The sequence below is a fragment of the Sporosarcina ureae DSM 2281 genome, assembly GCF_000425545.1.
Taxonomy (GTDB): Bacteria; Bacillota; Bacilli; order Bacillales_A; family Planococcaceae; genus Sporosarcina; species Sporosarcina ureae.
Genome location: NZ_AUDQ01000023.1, coordinates 1 through 17,373, shown reverse-complemented (window position 1 = coordinate 17,373; position 17,373 = coordinate 1). Strand labels below are relative to the sequence as shown.

Below are 17,373 nucleotides of genomic sequence, written 5' to 3'. Positions count from 1 at the left end.
AGATAGATCAGTATAATGCATTTGTTACTTCAATGATTGCATTTATTGTTTTACCTTTAAATGCATTGGACACGGAAAGTCCAGAAGGATTTGAAAAGTAATACGCATCCAATCGTGGGTTATACCTATATCCCATGTCAGTTAAAGAGCGCTGTAATTCAGTCGGTAAGTTTTTTGATCCAGTACGCTTCATAAAGTAGTTTGTGCCGTATATTTTCACGTCTACATCCTTGGTTCCGGTATGGATTACAAATAAGTCTTTTTCATCTTTCACCAACCACTGGCCTTTTGAATACAAAGAGATCTTAGTCTTTCCCAATCCGTCAATTCCAGCTAAATTCATGCCGAAATAGTGGTTAATCATTGTACGCACATTGTCACCTGTCACATGATAATGATGATGTGCCAAATATAAATCTAGAATAATTTGTGAAGGAAAACTGTCGCGATTTTTCGAATTCGTTGATGGTGGAATCTCAAAAGTACCGATTTTCTCATTTGTCAACACGGGAACTTGTTCTAAGTGGAACTTGAAAGCTTGTGCAATTGCTTCGTAAATAACTGGACTAGTTACTTTATTCTTATATTGATCAATATACATATCCATTATATCAATCTTTGCCAACTTGCTGATGTAATGAATTACTTCTGCTTCCGAAAAGCATGTATCCAATTGATGCGAACGTTTAACCATGTCCTGAATTTCATAGGAATACGTTATCGGGGCAATTTTCATGCGAAGCCTCCTCATTGTAGAACACACTTATATTTATTAGATAAGTATACAGCAAAATATGTGTAAAGTATTAAATTGTTAGAAAAAAATGTCATCCGATAGTTGCTAGCCGGATTCTGACAACACGGCTGTTCCCTACTATTCTATACAACCACTAATCCGTTTCAACGAAAGCATGATAGTAACCCGTACCTGTGTGGGAATTGTATCTATTAATGTGAATAGTGGTTTTCCGCATAAGGCAACTCCAAGTTCTCCCGTAAAGTAGTCCCTTCATAATCCGTCCGGAAAATCCCGCGCTTTTGAAGGATGGGTACAACTTGTTCAACAAATAATTCTAATTCGCTTGGCAGATTAGCGATGAGCACAAAGCCGTCTGCTGCGTTCTGTTCGTACCAGGCTTCGATAAGATTGGCGACTTGCTCCGGTGTACCCATAAAAGGCGTTCTCGGTGTGGCTTCTCTTAAAGCAACTTGACGCAAGGTTAAGTTTTTCTTGCGTGCTTCAGACTTAATGCGATCCGTATCGCTTCTGAAACTATTTTGACCGATGCCTCCTATATCAGGAAAAGGTTCATCCAATGGATATTGGGAAAAATCATGATGTTCAAAAAGACGACCTAAAAAAGCGAGTGCTTGCTCTATCGTCACCAAACCGGCAAGTTCTTCGTATTTCCGCTCCGCTACCTCTATCGTATCTCCAATAATCGGACTGATACCTTGTAGAACCAAAACATCATCGGGGTTACGTTCAAGAGCGGCTGTTTGCTCTTTCACGTCTATGTAATAGCGCTGCGCTTCTTCTAAAGTAGGAATAATGGCAAAAACTGCATCTGCTTCTTGTGCAGAAAACGCAATGCCTGCTTTTGAGGAACCAGCCTGAAATATTACCGGCTGACCTTGTAGCGAACGACCGATATTCAGTGGTCCCTGTACAGAAAAGAATTCGCCTTCATAATTCAATGTATGTAATTTATTTGGCTCGAAAAATTGCCCGGTCTTTTTATTGCGTATAAAAGCATCATCTTCCCATGAATTCCATAAGCCTTTCATGACTTTTACGAACTCGGCAGCCATCCGGTAACGTGCAGCATGATTTGGATGAACTTTAACTTCCTTACTAAAGTTTAATGCCGTCTTTTCCAATCCGGACGTCACCGCATTCCATCCCGCGCGTCCACCGCTTAACATATCAAGTGAAGCAAACTGCCGTGCTGCAGAAAAAGGTTCACTGTAGGTAGTCGATAATGTGCCGACTAATCCGATATTCGACGTCACTACTGCCAGTGCAGAAAGTATCGTGAGTGGTTCGAATCGATTCAGGTAATGTGGATTCGATTTTTCATTGATGTACAATGCATCTGCGATGAAAACAAAATCAAATTTACCTCGTTCTGACGTTTGGGCTTGTTGTTTATAAAATTCAAAGCTTACACTTGCGTCCGATGGCATAGCAGGATGCCGCCAGTCCGAAATTTTCTCACCGACACCGTGGATCATTGTTCCTAGTTTCAACTTCTTCCTCACATGCATCGTCCTCTCTTTAGTCATGTGGATTGTTGTGTATGTATCATCCAGTGTCTTAAATTATTGCGCGTGTCATGTCTGATGTCAAGACAGGATTTCATTTACCTGTACGTGATGCATTATGGCCAGGCGTTCAACTACTGAAGTCCAATAGGGGGATTATTGCTGATGGATAGTATGATAAATGGGTAATTCCTAGATCCTCCTTAATTGTGAAATTTAGATTATTTGAGCATTGAGATTTCGTGTGTGTTTAAACAAAGGTACTTCTCGATGATGTTGAAGGGTGAGCCTTTGACATTAACGGCAGTTTTCATACCGTCTCTTTATACTGTGCGGAAATATTGACTTCATACGAAATACTAACTAATCCAAATACATTGTCACGTTATATTTTAAAGTTTTATGCGAATACTATAAATGTTAAAGAACATAACAATAAATGATTGACTTACTTGTTCGAAAGGAACATAATAATGTTTATATAGAACATATTAATGATTCTGATGAACATTGCATGTAGGAGGTCATTGGATTGTCTCCAAAAGAACGAAGATCGAAAATAATGGAATCGCTTGCAACTGAAGGACGAGTGGACATCATCCAACTCTCGGTGGTATTGAATGTAACGCCTATGACGATACGAAGGGATTTCGATGTTCTAGAGAAGCAAAACAAGCTGATTCGCACACATGGCGGAGCAGTTCCATCACAAGCACTGATTCACGAAAAGACGTTTGAATTAAAGTCTAATATTTCTGTCCAGGAAAAGAAGATGATTGCAAAACATGCTGTCTCTTTTGTATCGGACGGTATGACAGTGCTCATCGATTCAGGAACTACGACGCTAGAAATTGCACGGTTATTAAAAACACATGAACAGATCACAGTGATTACGAATGATATAAAAATAGCAGCTGAGCTTATGGGCAGCAAATTAGAAGTAATCATTCTTGGCGGTCGCTTACAGACAGAAACGGGAACTCTGTATGGTTCTTTGACAGAAAATATCTTGAAATCAATTCATGTCGACCTGTTCTTTTTGGGTGCAAATGCGATTCACAGTTCGTTTGGTATTACTACACCCACAATCGATAAGTCATCCTTGAAACGCGAGATGATCAGAACAGCCACAGAAACAATACTCGTAGCAGATTCAACAAAGTTTAATCAGAAAGCCTTCTCAAAGGTCTGTGATCTGGAAGACGTTTCTACGATTATTACAGATCAGCAATTATCGGAAGAACTGATGGAGAAATATAGCGAATTGGCAGAAATCATTATTGCAGAGTAGGTGAGTATATGAAGATCGGAATAATCGCAGATGATTTGACAGGTGCGAACGCAACGGGCGTACGTCTTGCGAAAGTAGGATTTAAAAGCGCCACGATAATTTTTGGTGCACAGGTACCGAAATCGGACAAGTTCACATCGATTTGTGTAGATACGGACAGTAGGTATGTAGATGCTACTGTTGCAAAAGAGAGGGTTCAAGACACGTTCAAACAGCTTCGATTGTGGGGAGCTGATGTTATCGCAAAGCGGATTGACAGTACGATTCGGGGCAATATTGGTTCCGAGATTGATGCATTGCTTACCAGTACAGGGGAAGAAAGTATCGCTATTGTCGTTGCTTCTTATCCTGACTCAGGACGGGTTACATCTGGCGGCTATCTGTTAGTGGAAGGCGTGCCAGTTCAGGAAACAGATGTGGCAAAAGATCCGATGAACCCAATATCCAAATCATTTGTGCCCGCAGTGATTGCGGAGCAAAGCCAACATGAAATCGGACATATTGGACTAGGGGATGTCTTACAAGGAAAAACTAAAATTACCGCTTCTTTGTTGGAGCAAATCAATGCAGGTAAGAGAATCATTGTGATCGATGCAGTTACGAATGAAGAAATAAGCAATATTGCGGAATCAATGGCGATGATGGAAGAACATACGTTGTTTCCGGTGGATCCAGGTCCGCTAACAGCAGCTTTTGCGCGTGTATTGACTAGGCGAAGACTGTACAGGAATAGATATATTGTCACAGTAGGTAGTGTTACCAGTCTTACCGGCCGACAATTGCGCTATTTAATGGATAAAACTAATTCTTCCCCGGTTTATGTGGATGCTTCGCAATTGGCAACGACAACAGATAGATGGGACGTTGAAGTGAAGCGTGCAACTGACGAAGGAATGAGGAAGTTGAAAGAGCAGGAAGTTTTAATTGTAACGACACTGTCTCCGACTTCAAAAATTCTGTCTCTGACAAGTATTGCAAAAGAAGAAGGTACCACCGAGGAATTGCTCGCGAAGCGGATTACTTCGGGTCTTGCGAAAGTAACGCATTCAATCATACAAAATTGTAATATGAAAATCGACGGTACATTTTCCAGTGGCGGCGATGTTACGGCAGCATTGTTTACAATCAGTGGTGCTGAAGCAATTCAACTTGATGAGGAAGTAATACCGCTTTCTGCGTATGGTAAATTCATCGGGGGGACATTTGATGGCATACCGGTTGTGACAAAAGGCGGCATGGTCGGTGAAAAGCAATCAATCTATAAATGCCTTATTTATCTTCAAACAAAAAATGATGAAGGACGTGTTTAATATGACAAACGAACGTAAAATTATAGCAATCCCAATGGGTGACGCAGCAGGAATCGGACCGGAAATTACCGTTAAATCATTAGCGAAACAAGAGATTTATGAAATGTGTAATCCACTCGTTGTCGGTGATGCAGACGTTATGAAAAAAGCAATCGGCGTAACAGGAACGAATTTACAGGTGAACATTGTTTCGGATCCAAAGGAAGGAAAGTATGAATTTGGAACAGTGGACGTGTTAGATATGAACAATATTGACATCGATGCATTGCAACCTGGAAAAGTACAGGCGCAATGCGGACAAGCTGCTTTTGAATTCATCAAGAAATCAGTGGAACTCGCAATGGCAGATGAAGTAGCGGCAATAGCTACAACACCTATCAATAAAGAATCATTAAAAGCTGCAAACGTTCCGTATATCGGTCATACTGAAATGCTTGAAGATTTGGGTGGAGCACCTGATCCCTTAACCATGTTCCAAGTAAACGGAATGAGAATCTTCTTCTTGACGCGTCACGTTTCTTTAAAAGAAGCAATTTCCCAAATGACGAAAGAACGTGTTCGTGATTACTTGAGCCGTTGTGACCAAGCGTTGCAACGTCTAGGTGTAGAAGATCGTAAGTTGGCGGTCGCCGGTCTGAATCCGCATAGTGGAGAAGGCGGTCTGTTCGGCATGGAAGAAGTAAATGAAATCGCACCGGGTGTCGAAGCAGCTAAAGCGGACGGCATTGATGCATACGGTCCTGTTCCAGCAGATTCTGTATTCTTCCAGGCGTTGAATGGTAAATATGATGCGGTCCTTTCCCTTTATCATGATCAAGGGCATATTGCTGCAAAAATGACAGATTTTCACCGCACGATTTCTATCACGAATGGACTTCCGTTCTTACGTACCTCAGTTGACCATGGTACAGCATTTGATATTGCTTGGAAGAACATTGCAGCAAGTGTGAGCATGGAAGAATGTATTAAGTTAGCAGCTGAGTATGCACCTAAGTTTACTAGAGAATCACTATAATATAATCCGTTGAAAGAGGGGAGACCCTCTTTCAATAACTTAATTTAATCAGAAATTGGGGGATACAGATGACACCAGAGATGCAAATGATTGTAGGCCTTGTAATAGGTGTGGCTGCACTAATTTTACTTGTTTTAAAAACGAAGATTCATGCATTTTTAGCTTTGATTATTGCAGCTTCATTAACGGGTTTAATCGGTGGAATGAATCCGATTGAGGTTTCTACTACAATATCTAAAGGTTTCGGGAACACTCTTGGCTCTATCGGTATTGTTGTCGGATTTGGGGTAATGATCGGTAGAATTCTAGAAGTGTCAGGAGCAGCAGAGCGTCTGGCTTATAGTCTTATACGTTTTGTTGGCAAACGCAAAGAAGAATGGGCTATGGCGATTGCGGGATATATTGTCTCGATTCCTATATTTGTTGACTCGGCATTTGTGATTTTAAACCCATTAGTGAAAGCGCTATCAAGAAAGACAGGGAAATCTGTCATCACCCTCGGCATTGCGCTTGCTGTTGGCTTAGTTGCAACGCATCATGCAGTCCCGCCAACACCAGGCCCACTTGGCGTAGCAGGTATATTCGGCGTTGATATTGGTCTGATGATAGCATGGGGACTGTTGTTCTCAATTCCAATTATCATTTCTGGTGTGTTATACGCAAAATGGGTCGGTAAACGAATTTATCAGATTCCGACAGAAGACGGTCTCGACTTCGAAAGGCCTGATGCGCCTATGGCATATCAGGAACTTGTGAGATTGACTGATGAACGAAATAAGGAACTACCTTCTTTGTTCCGCTCAATGATTCCGATTTTATTACCTATTATTCTTATATTCTTGAATACAACACTCGTTGCTATGGAATTAACAGGTGGATGGATCGATTATCTATTATTCCTAGGTCAGCCGATTATTGCTGTTGGTTTATCTTTAATTGCTGCGATATATTTGTTGGCAGGTCACTTAAAGAGAGAGGAAGCACTTGATCGTATGGAGGAAGGAATGGTTACAGCGGGTATTATCCTACTCGTAACTGGAGCTGGTGGTGCGCTAGGACAAGTCCTTCGTGACAGTGGAGCAGGAGACTACATTGCACAGCAAGTAGCATTACTTCCTTTACCAGCAGTACTTGTGCCATTCTTCATCGCTACACTTGTTCGCTTAATCCAAGGAAGTGGAACAGTAGCAATGATTACAGCAGCATCGATTTCTGCACCGATTGTCGTTAATCTGGATGTTAATATGGCCCTTGCTGCGCAAGCCGCTGCATTAGGTGCAATGATTTTCTCGTACTTCAATGATAGCATGTTTTGGGTTGTCAACCGTATGCTTGGTGTGAAGGAAGTGAAGGAGCAAGTCATGGTTTGGTCGGTTCCAACGACCATTGCATGGGCCGTGTCGTTAGTGTGTATTTTGATTGCTAATGTGTTTGTAGGGTGAGTAAAGTCAAAAACAGCCAACCTTTCATCGGGCGGCTGTTTTTACTATTAAAATAGTACTTGTGTGAAAAACAAACGTGAATCTTTAAACTATATAACTTGAACCACTAGCGTTGCATAAACATGTTTTTAATATTCAGTCTACATTTTTCTGTCCACATGGAAAAAAATGAAGATAGCTGACCAGAGATAGTCAACATCCTTTTTTTTACTATGCCTTTTGGCTACTGTGACAGAAACGGATTGTCCGCGTTACGGTACGCCTTTTCCTTTGATTCTTCGAAGCCAGATATGCGCGGACTTCAATAAGGATGCCTTTATATAGCGGCTGATCTGTAGGTATGTTCGCTCACTTTTTTCGTAACTGCGTCTGCACATTCAAGCAGTAGACGATCATCGCAAGATACACTTGGTTGCTGACTTTGTGCGTAGAATTTATTGATGTTTAAATGTTGTTTCATCCATTAGAAGAACAGTTCAATGGCCCAGCGAGACTTATACAGGTCTGCGATTTCGTCGGCAGACAAGTCAAACCGATTCGTAATCAGGTTTAGTTGATTACCTTTGGAATCCAGTACTTTCAAAAGACGGAAAACATTTTCCGAACGGTTTTGGGACGTACCGATGACCACCATTTCGTCGGATAATGCGCCAGTGTCTTCAGGCAGTTTGTAGTGGTCAAATGACCGGACAACCGTATTCTTTCGCAGCCGGGAGACAAAGAAATAGCCTTCATCCGTCATACAGTCGAACCGTTCGTAATCCAAATAGCCTCGATCGAACACATACAGGCATTCCTTATCATCAAACAGACCCTCTAGTTGACCGCGACCATGTTCTTTGGCGAGAAATTGGGGTTCTCCCAAACCATCGCAGATCAGCTTCAACTCTCCGATGAACGCACGTTTTGCATTTATGAAAACAACAAGTTGCTTCAACAGAAAATCTACCAGCTGATTGCCCGATATCACGAAGACGATGCAGCGGGTCATTTAACGACAGATCCCGTTTTCACCCAGATCCCCGATAAGCCAGCATTGGCTTCCCAGCTATCCTTGTCCAGTTTTTTCATCGATTTGATTTGGAAGCGCTCGATCGCCTTCAAACGGCGAATCAGACGTTACTAGACCGGGTTCATCGTGAACGTCAGGCAGGTGCTATAAATATGGACCTTGATTCCTCGCATGCCGATACATACACTCAACAAGAAAAGGCTGCTTATAATGCGCGTTATCAGACTATTGAGCTTCATCCGTTAGTCGCTTTCGACCGCTTGACCGGAGATCTTCTGAAAGCAAAGTTGCGTCTAGGAAATGTCTATACTTCCAATGGCGTCGTCGATTTCATCCGTCCAGTCAACCTAGCCCGCATGACGGTCAGTCTGCTTACTTATAACCTGACCAATTGGCTGCTCACGCTCAGCTTTCCGGCTGCCTCCAAAGGCATTTAAAAGGGAACGATTCGTACCCGATTAGTGAAAGTTACGAGTAAGTTGGTAAAGTCCGGTCGTTACTTGCATATGAAGATTACTTCAAGCTTCATCTACGACCGATTTTTCTGGGATGTGTTGGTACGTGTCCAGCGCATCCAATTGAGGTGAAGCAGAATAACTGATTTTTATAAACAGCTTAGACCAAGGGAGAAGTATGCCAAAAAATCACGAAGTATTCCAAACCCTACCAAACACATAGGCGAAATTGCTGGTAAACCTACAAAGCTAGCTTAGAGCTATAAACTTATGATCATATTTCGGTTTTTCATCTGGCTATTGAATAATTCAGAACTAATACTATCTTTAATCTGTATTGATAATGTCTATAGAATGACGCTAATTAAAGAATTATAATTAGTACTAATAGGTCTAATAAATGGATATAGTCAGTCCTAAAAGTATATTGATTTCGTTTTTACATTGGAATAAGATAAAAGTGTAGATCAAATATTCTAACTTTTCACAGACTTATAAAGTTAAGAACGTATTTTATTAAAGCTGAGTGAAAATGTTAGTATAACAACTAATTAGGGGGAATTTAACCATGCAAAAAGAAGCTATTAAAAAAAATGATCGAGTTGTAGAAGTATTCGACTTATTCATTAAACATATCCAAGGCTTTTTGGAAGAAGCAGAACTAAATCATGAAGAATATACAAACTTCGTAAACTGGGCAGATCGTTTAGGGCGTACTGGAGAACTACCCCTATTTGCAGATGTATTCCTAGAGACACATTTGTTGCGTGCAATGTATACAGAGATGCCTGGTACACAACCGTCACTTTTAGGACCTTATTTTATTGAGGGAACTCCATTGCTAGAAGCAGAAGATGGAAAACCTGTTGTGTTGACGCAACGACCTAATGAAGCAGGAGATGTATTGTATTTCAAAGGGAATGTAAGCAGTGTTGATGGCGAAGCACTTGGCAATATCAAAGTTGAAATGTGGCAAAATGATGCAGATGCTACTTACTCTGCATTTGACTCGGTTGCGCCAAAATATAATCTAAGAGGTCACTTCTATACGGATGAAAATGGAAACTTTGAAGTGAAAACTATTCTACCAACACCTTATCCAATTCCAACAAACGGTCCTACAGGTGAATTCCTGGAATTTACGGATAAACAACCAATGCGTCCTGCGCACCTACACTTAATGTTTGAAGCTGAAGGTCATGAAACACTGATTACACAAGTATTCCCAGACGATGACAAATGGCTTGAAAATGATGTGGCAGATGGTGTTCGTTTGGATCTTCTAACAAAGTTTGAAAATAAAGGTGACCATTATGAGGCTGCTTTAAACTTTGTAATGCGTAAAGAACAATAATAGCGGCTAACATACAGTGATAGTGTATTTATTATTGGATTCAGACTAAATGTTTTAGGTACTAAATACCTAAGAAAACTAGTTATTCAACTCTGGAATATGATTGTTCTATTTACAAGTGTAGTGTTAAAAGTATTTGCCACCCTTTGGAAGCGCTATCATGAGATAATGTAATGAAGTATCAGAATTTAATTGAGATACGGCTTTATATTTAGAAAATGCTTGCGAAAGAACAGAAAGAGAAAGATAGCCTTTCATTTAACATGATAGTTATTTTGAAAGGATATACGGAGATGAATATATTTGCATAAAAGGAAGTAATCACTTCCTTCTATGCAAAATCCGTTTCTTGGATAGTAAATAAAAAGGGGTGTCAAATATGTATGCAATAGATATAAATATTGTCTCTACGCACCAGCAAATGGAAGATCTTTTTCATTTACCTGACAGACGTTTTTTTGATTGGTGTGCTAAAAGTTATTTTATAAATCGAGGCGTATTTAATGTTATTGATAGTTGGCTTTTTGACTATGGAATGAAGGATATTGTGTTACGACGTAAAGTAATGGATCACTATTTGCGCTACTTGCTTTCACATGGCTTCTACAATGAAAAAAAACATTTTTTACAATTTGGTAAAAAAGGTGTGACGGAAAGTCTTTCTAGTTTCGTAGAAAGACACTTACCTGAACAGTGTTGTGATGGTGATTTATATGAAGCTTAAAGCAAGTGAACTTACACTTAATGATTTGCTCACTAATTCAACAAAGCCAGGCGAAAGACTCCAAGACTTAAACTTTGCACTAACAAGTATGGATGCATGGGCAGTCCTACGAACAGATTTAATCAATGCGCTGGGAATTCAAAGAGCTAAAAGATTTATATTAAGATATGCATACCGATCCGGAATGCATGAAGCTCGTATTTTGAAAGAAAAGATTCAATGGAATGATGATCTTGAATGGCTGCTTGCAGGTTCTAAAATGCATAATTTAACAGGCCGGTCTTTATCTTATCCTGAAGATTTCAATGTAGATATGGAGAAGGGACAATTCAATGTTTCTGGATACTGGATTGATTCCTCAGAAGTCAAACAACACTTAGAATACTTTCCGATGCATGTAGAACCAATTTGTTACTTCTTAATTGGTTACGCAAGTGGTTATACAAGCGAATGTTTAGGAAAGCAAATAGTTTTTAAAGAAATAAAATGTAAAGGCAAAGGTGATGATCACTGTAGCTATACCGGAAAAACAGTAGAAGAATGGGGAGATGATATCTCTGAAGAACTTCTCTACTATGAAGATGAAGATATGTCTGGTGAACTTGATCAGATGTATCAGCAAATTGAACGCCAGAAGGATAGACTTGAAACGGGTTACTCATTAAGTCGTAATTTAACAAAAGTAATGCTTCAAGGAGGCGGATTTAAAGAATTTGCCGAACTATTAGGGAAAAGCTTACATTGTGAAGTTTTAATTGAAAATGTGAATTATGAAGTGATAGGTAAATACGGAGATAATCCCGGTATGGAAAGAAATATGTCAGCGAATAAATTCTGGGACATAAGTAATGAAAACATACCCGAATTCCTTGAAACTGAGCTTAAAGATAAAACATTTAAGTTATTAACGGCACCAATCTTGCTTGAAAATGAGGTTTATGGATTTATTACAATAGCTCTAAATCGAAAGAGCGATAGTTTTCATAGAGACTTACTAGAACGAGTGGCCGTAGTGGTTGCATTGTATATGCAAAATCAACGTGTTGCTATTGAAACAGAACAAAGACTCAAGGGTGAATTACTTGAGCAATTACTTAATGAGAAAAGTGCAGATGTTTTGGAAATTTATAATCGATTTTCTTATCTCGGTTATGATCTAAAGCAACCCCATTACATTATTTACATTGAAATAAATGATCAAACAATAAATGAAGATATCAAAACAAATAATGATTTTTTGAAAATCAGAAGACAACTGACAAACTTTTTTCAAGGTGAAAATAAGTATAACTACAATATTCCAGTCCTGACCAAACTAAATGCTATTCAAACAATTGTGCCTAAACAATTTCTATATGATGAAAAAATGACTATACAAGATTTTGGTGACAGATTGCTAAGGCAATTTGACGATGAAGGTAAACAAATTTGTATCGGCATAAGTGATACAACTGAAAACCTTACAGATTTTAATAATAGATCGAAAGAAGCTAAGAAGGCTGTAGAACTAGCGAAGTTTCGCTCGCGGGAGTCAGGAGTTATTTTATCAAGTGAATTAGGTAACTTAACATTATTCTTAAATGCGAGAGAACCAGAAGAATTAGAGTCATTTGCAAGTGAAAAGTTACATGAAATACTTAATTATGATACAAAAAAGAATTCGGAGTTATTAGAAACACTATTTTATTACACGCAAAATGAATTTAATTTGCATAAAACAGCACGTGAGATGTCTATTTCAATAAGTGGGATGAGATATAGAATACTAAAGATTGAGGAATTACTTTTGATTAATCTTTCAAATTCTAATAGCCGCTTTGAAATTCAAATGGCGCTTCAAATTTACTTGTTACTTGGAAAGATAAAACCTATTTAAATAAAAGGAGGAGTAAGTATGGATCCACGAGAATTTAGAAATACACTTGGACACTTCGCGACAGGGGTAACGGTAATAACAACTACTACAGGTGAAGGTGAGAAAATTGGGTTAACAGCAAATGCGTTTTCATCTGTTTCATTAGAACCACCACTAGTGTTGGTTTGTATCGATAAAAAATCAGGTAGTTTGCAGACATTAAAGAAAGGTATCCCATTCGCAATTAACATTCTTCAAAAAGAACAGGAAGAGGATTGCTGGCGATTTGCAAAAAGAACTGAGGACAAGTTTGCTGGCGCTTCCTATACATTATCCACAGACAAAGTTCCAATATTAAATGAAAATCTGGCTACAATTGAATGTGATGTAGCAGAGGTTATTGAAGGCGGAGATCATTATATTGTGACAGGTCACGTGAAAAGGGTTGCCTACGATGACCAAGCCGAGCCTTTACTTTTCTTCCGTGGGAAAATCGAACAGGTTATGCAAGCAGAATTGGCATAAGAGTAAATTTAGAATGTTAGTAAATTAGGAGGGTTTTTATTTATGTTAACACCAGAAGATAATCAGTTACTGACTCAGACCGATGCAGGCACGCCGATGGGCGATGTATTTAGGAGATATTGGATTCCAGCCCTCCAAACAGAAGAGTTGATTAGTGACGGAAAGCCTCAACGCGTGAAATTATTGGGTGAGGACCTGGTCGCATTTCGCGATACGGAAGGAAAAGTAGGCCTAGTTGATGAGCGCTGTCCGCACCGTGGAACCTCACTTTATTATGGAATTAATGACGGCTGTGGCCTAAGGTGTATGTATCATGGCTGGAAGTTCAATACAGACGGGGAGTGCACGGAAATTCCATCAGAGCCAACGGATGGGAAATTCAGAGAATCAGTTCAATTAAAAAGTTATCCGACAAAAGAAGTAAGTGGCATTATCTGGACGTATATGGGGCCGAAAGAATCGGAACCGGCTTTCCCAGACTTTTATTGGATGAACCTTCCGAGGGAAAATAATTTAGTAGAACGGGTATGGCAGGAATGTAACTATGCACAAGCGATGGAAAATGATCTGGACTTTGTTCACGCTGCGTTCTTACATAAAGCGCATGCGACACAAGAAGTGGAAGATGGAATTTTGAGCAGTGATTTGGGAATTGACCCGAATCATCCACTTGTTAAAAACCCTCCGGTGAAACAATCGGTTCAAGATACGAACTTTGGGAAGCGTTGCATTGCAGTGGGCATTGGAACAGAGGAAGAGAATGCCTTTATGGAAATTCATTATATCTTCCCGTTCTACACATACCCACCACGCTTTGGTGGTGAAGATGGTATGTGGCATGCCTTTGTTCCGCGAGATGATCATAGTACGTGGACATGGGATGTGCAGTTCGCTCATGATCGAGCGATTGACGTGGAAGCACAACACGCTCGCCGAGGACTGAAGTTGGATGAGGACCTAAGAAAAGTTGTCAACGCAGATGTTGAATATAATCAAGACCGTGACTTACAGAAAACAGGGAACTTTACAGGTATCCGTGGGATTGCGAACCAAGACCATGCGGCAACTGAAACAATGGGAACAATCGTAGATCGAACACGCGAGAAATTAGGAACGAGCGACCTACCCATTATTCATATGCGCCGGATCTTATTACAACAAGCAAAAGCGTTCCAAGAGGGTCAAGAGCCGTTATTATTGGAAAATCAATCGTTAAAAACGCTGTATAGTGAAGGACTTTATGATGACAAAGAGAAAAAGTGGCAGGAAGCATTTCCACTTAAAGAACAATTTGAAAAGAAAAATCAACATGTTGAGCAATCATAGAAATTTAGCAAAGCACAAAAAAATTAAGGCTTATCAAGTCTGCGATAAGGAGTGGAGAACAATGGCAAAATATACGATTGTTGATCAAGACACTTGCATAGCCTGTGGAGCATGTAGTGGAGTTGCACCTGACATATATGATCATACCGATGATGGGATATCCTACGTGACAATTGATCAAAATGAGGGAATGGTAGAAGTGCCAGCGGAGTTGCATGATGATGTAGAAGATGCATATGAAGGATGCCCAAGCGATTCAATTAAAATTTCAGATGAACCATTCCATGGAAATGCACTAAAATATAGCGAAGCGATGTAATGTTAAAGATCTATACAAGTAAGAAATAGAAGAGGTACTAAAGAAACGCTTCATTTTTAAAGGGCGCAACAAGATATAGAAACATATAGATTCTATATCTTATAGATAGACAATAGTGAACGGAGTGGGTTAGATGAACGTAGAAGATGAAGTATTCGATATTACGATTATTGGGGGAGGGCCAGTTGGATTATTTACAGCATTTTATGCTGGACTCCGTCAAGCGCGAGTAAAAGTTATTGAAAGCTTACCACAACTTGGCGGTCAACTTTCTGCGCTATATCCTGAAAAGTATATTTATGATGTAGCAGGTTTCCCAAAGATTACCGGTCAAAAGTTGATTGATAACTTAACGGAGCAAATGAATCAGTTCAATCCAGTAGTTGCTTTGGATGAGGGGGTTGAAAAATTAGAAAAACAGTCTGATGGTATTTTTAAGATAACAACAAATAGCGCAGAACACTTCTCAAAAACTATTATTATAACAGCAGGAAACGGTGCATTTAATCCAAGAAAGCTTGGATTAGAAACAGCTGATAAATTTGAAGGAAAGAATCTGCATTACTTCGTTAGTGATATGCAGAAGTTCGCCGGAAAGAAAGTTCAGTTGTTTGGAGGGGGGGATTCAGCAGTTGATTGGGCACTTATGCTTGAACCAATAGCTGATGAGGTAACACTCACCCATAGACGTGATAAATTCCGTGCACATGAACATAGCGTAGAATTGCTTAAAAACTCCAAAGTGAAAGTTATGACTCCTTATGTACCGCTAGAGTTTATTGGAGAAGATCATATTGAACATGTCATTCTCGATCATGTGAAAGGTGAAGGGACAAAGAGCATTGAAGTTGATGATGTAATCGTAAACTATGGTTTTATTTCCTCTCTTGGCTCAATAAAAGATTGGGGACTGGAAATTGAGAAGAATAGCATAGTTGTTAATTCGAAAATGGAGACAAATATTGCCGGGATTTATGCGGCTGGGGATATTTGTACATATGAAGGGAAAGTAAAGCTTATTGCAACTGGTTTTGGTGAAGCACCTACAGCAGTAGGTAATGCAAAAGTTTATATTGATCCTAGCTCAAAAGTACAAGCACCGCACAGCACAAGTGTAATGGGTGAGAGTGAAGATAAGATAGTTTCTGTTTCACTTTAATTGAAGCAACAAGAAAAGATTAATCGAAACGAGATACATCTCGATTTTGATTGATTTTTTTTGGTAATTCTACTTACAAATCAAGCATTTATACAAGGTGTTGGGTTTTTAAGTTAATCAAAGGAGAGAGCTATTAATGATTACTAAAATAGAACATATAGCTATTGTTGTGAAAGACATGGAAGAATCTATTGCATTTTACTCGAAAGTATTTGGTTGTAAAGTACGTTTAAGAGGAGAAAATTCAAGTCGGGAAATGGCGTTTTTATATGTGAAATCACATCCAGATACAGAAATAGAATTAATCAAAGACATTGATACGGTAGGACAATACAATCAAAGTGGAATCGTCAATCATCTTGCTTTTACAGTTGAAGATATTGATAAGTCTATTAAATATTTCAAGGAGCATGGGATTATTTTCAATTCTATTGAACCTCAACCGACGCTTGAAGGTGGGCGCATGATTTTATTTAATGGACCCAATGACGAGCTTCTTCAATTGGTCGAACGCTTAAAGGCATGATCAACGGTGATGATAGCAGGTTTAAAGTTAAGAAAGTTGCTGGTTATATAAGAGAAGGCAGTTAATTTTTTTAAGAACGACAGATAGTTCAAGATTTATTATAGATTTATTGTAAAAGTGTCTAGAATCCTAGTAGCGATTTTAAGTATCCTCATGAAGGTACTTAAATTCGTTTCATGATGACAGACGCTTTTTTAGTTTCATTAAATCACTTCAACCTATGTATACTAATAGGACGGAATATTGTATATTTTCAGACCTAATAGGTAGTAGTTTAAATATTGCAAATGCTTTAGTATAAAAATAGATAAAATACCTAATGCCAATTTTTAATGAAATTTGGGGTTAGGAGTTAAAGGTAGGATTTTACTCGATGTAACTCATTTTTCAAGTCTATAGACTAGTTAAGTCTTGTTATTCCCAAACAGATGATCATCTGTAACCGTCAAGTAGAATTCAACAGTTTTCGATAAATAACTTTCAACAGTTTTCATCAATTAAGACTCAACACTTCATTCTGTAAAAAGGGTTTTTCTGTATTTCATCCGAATGCTATCCTGCTCTTCACTAAATGTAAGAATTTCGCTGCGATGAAGAAGACGATCAAGGATTGCTGTAGTCAGAGTAGGATCACCCAAGAACTTTCCCCATTCACCTGGCCCCTTATTTGATGTCAGAATAAAGGCTGCCCTGTCATATAGTTCGTAAATGAATTGGAAGAATAGATGGGCCTCCTGTGGCTCATAAGCCATATACATGACATCATCGATGATAATCAAGTCAGATTTCTCAATT

At 39.1% G+C, this 17,373-nt stretch carries 15 protein-coding genes and 2 pseudogenes; 13 read left to right on the top strand and 4 right to left on the bottom strand.

Annotated features, from left to right (window positions below; translation table 11 throughout):
• Positions 1 to 7: 7 nt before the first annotated feature.
• Positions 8 to 736, bottom strand: a complete 729-nt coding sequence (locus H605_RS0115445) for a hypothetical protein (RefSeq protein ID WP_051210630.1) — start codon at positions 734 to 736, stop codon at positions 8 to 10.
• A gap of 212 nt (positions 737 to 948) precedes the next feature.
• Positions 949 to 2,268 carry an LLM class flavin-dependent oxidoreductase gene (locus H605_RS0115440; protein ID WP_029055038.1) on the bottom strand — a complete coding sequence of 440 codons (1,320 nt, stop codon included), beginning with the start codon at positions 2,266 to 2,268 and terminating at the stop codon, positions 949 to 951.
• A gap of 529 nt (positions 2,269 to 2,797) precedes the next feature.
• Here H605_RS0115440 and H605_RS0115435 point away from each other — a divergent pair.
• The 4 genes from H605_RS0115435 (at position 2,798) to H605_RS0115420 (ending at position 7,323) form a co-directional block, all read left to right on the top strand.
• Positions 2,798 to 3,556, top strand: coding sequence for a DeoR/GlpR family DNA-binding transcription regulator (locus tag H605_RS0115435; protein ID WP_029055037.1), 759 nt, complete (start codon positions 2,798 to 2,800; stop codon positions 3,554 to 3,556).
• 8 nt (positions 3,557 to 3,564) lie between these two features.
• The gene (locus tag H605_RS0115430; RefSeq protein WP_029055036.1) at positions 3,565 to 4,866 is read left to right on the top strand and encodes a four-carbon acid sugar kinase family protein; all 1,302 of its coding nucleotides are present in this window, start codon (positions 3,565 to 3,567) and stop codon (positions 4,864 to 4,866) included.
• Position 4,867: 1 nt separating this feature from the next.
• Positions 4,868 to 5,881, top strand: a complete 1,014-nt coding sequence (gene pdxA / locus H605_RS0115425; RefSeq protein ID WP_029055035.1) for a 4-hydroxythreonine-4-phosphate dehydrogenase PdxA — start codon at positions 4,868 to 4,870, stop codon at positions 5,879 to 5,881.
• A 68-nt stretch (positions 5,882 to 5,949) separates the two neighbouring features.
• Positions 5,950 to 7,323, top strand: a complete 1,374-nt coding sequence (locus tag H605_RS0115420; protein ID WP_029055034.1) for a GntP family permease — start codon at positions 5,950 to 5,952, stop codon at positions 7,321 to 7,323.
• Positions 7,324 to 7,574: 251 nt separating this feature from the next.
• Here H605_RS0115420 and H605_RS18145 read toward each other — a convergent pair.
• Positions 7,575 to 8,167, bottom strand: a pseudogene (locus tag H605_RS18145) (IS4 family transposase); the annotation flags it as partial.
• Between H605_RS18145 and H605_RS19495 the strand changes: the two are divergent.
• The 9 genes and pseudogenes from H605_RS19495 to H605_RS0115370 all read left to right on the top strand — a co-directional run.
• Positions 8,162 to 8,922: pseudogene (locus tag H605_RS19495) on the top strand (transposase); the annotation flags it as partial. The pseudogenes H605_RS18145 and H605_RS19495 sit on opposite strands and share 6 nt — an antisense overlap.
• Before the next feature lie 436 nt (positions 8,923 to 9,358).
• Positions 9,359 to 10,144: a dioxygenase family protein gene (locus tag H605_RS0115405; RefSeq protein ID WP_029055032.1), complete on the top strand. Its 786-nt coding sequence runs from the start codon at positions 9,359 to 9,361 to the stop codon at positions 10,142 to 10,144.
• A gap of 379 nt (positions 10,145 to 10,523) precedes the next feature.
• Positions 10,524 to 10,868, top strand: coding sequence for a hypothetical protein (locus H605_RS18140; protein WP_051210629.1), 345 nt, complete (start codon positions 10,524 to 10,526; stop codon positions 10,866 to 10,868).
• Positions 10,858 to 12,744, top strand: coding sequence for a XylR N-terminal domain-containing protein (locus H605_RS0115395; protein ID WP_029055031.1), 1,887 nt, complete (start codon positions 10,858 to 10,860; stop codon positions 12,742 to 12,744). Before H605_RS18140 ends, H605_RS0115395 begins: the two co-directional genes overlap by 11 nt.
• Before the next feature lie 18 nt (positions 12,745 to 12,762).
• Positions 12,763 to 13,248 (top strand): flavin reductase family protein, encoded by a 486-nt coding sequence (locus tag H605_RS18135; protein WP_051210628.1) that lies wholly within the window; start codon positions 12,763 to 12,765, stop codon positions 13,246 to 13,248.
• Between the two features lie 42 nt (positions 13,249 to 13,290).
• The gene (locus H605_RS0115385; RefSeq protein WP_029055030.1) at positions 13,291 to 14,574 is read left to right on the top strand and encodes a Rieske 2Fe-2S domain-containing protein; all 1,284 of its coding nucleotides are present in this window, start codon (positions 13,291 to 13,293) and stop codon (positions 14,572 to 14,574) included.
• Positions 14,575 to 14,635: 61 nt separating this feature from the next.
• Positions 14,636 to 14,893, top strand: coding sequence for a ferredoxin (locus H605_RS0115380; protein WP_029055029.1), 258 nt, complete (start codon positions 14,636 to 14,638; stop codon positions 14,891 to 14,893).
• 133 nt (positions 14,894 to 15,026) lie between these two features.
• On the top strand, positions 15,027 to 16,052 hold the full coding sequence (locus H605_RS0115375; protein WP_029055028.1) for an NAD(P)/FAD-dependent oxidoreductase: 1,026 nt from the start codon (positions 15,027 to 15,029) through the stop codon (positions 16,050 to 16,052).
• 136 nt (positions 16,053 to 16,188) lie between these two features.
• Positions 16,189 to 16,578 carry a VOC family protein gene (locus H605_RS0115370; protein ID WP_029055027.1) on the top strand — a complete coding sequence of 130 codons (390 nt, stop codon included), beginning with the start codon at positions 16,189 to 16,191 and terminating at the stop codon, positions 16,576 to 16,578.
• 512 nt (positions 16,579 to 17,090) lie between these two features.
• On the opposite strand, the gene H605_RS0115365 is transcribed toward H605_RS0115370, so the two are convergent.
• The coding region (locus H605_RS0115365; RefSeq protein ID WP_029055026.1) for an ATP-binding protein at positions 17,091 to 17,373 on the bottom strand (283 nt) is incomplete at its 5' end.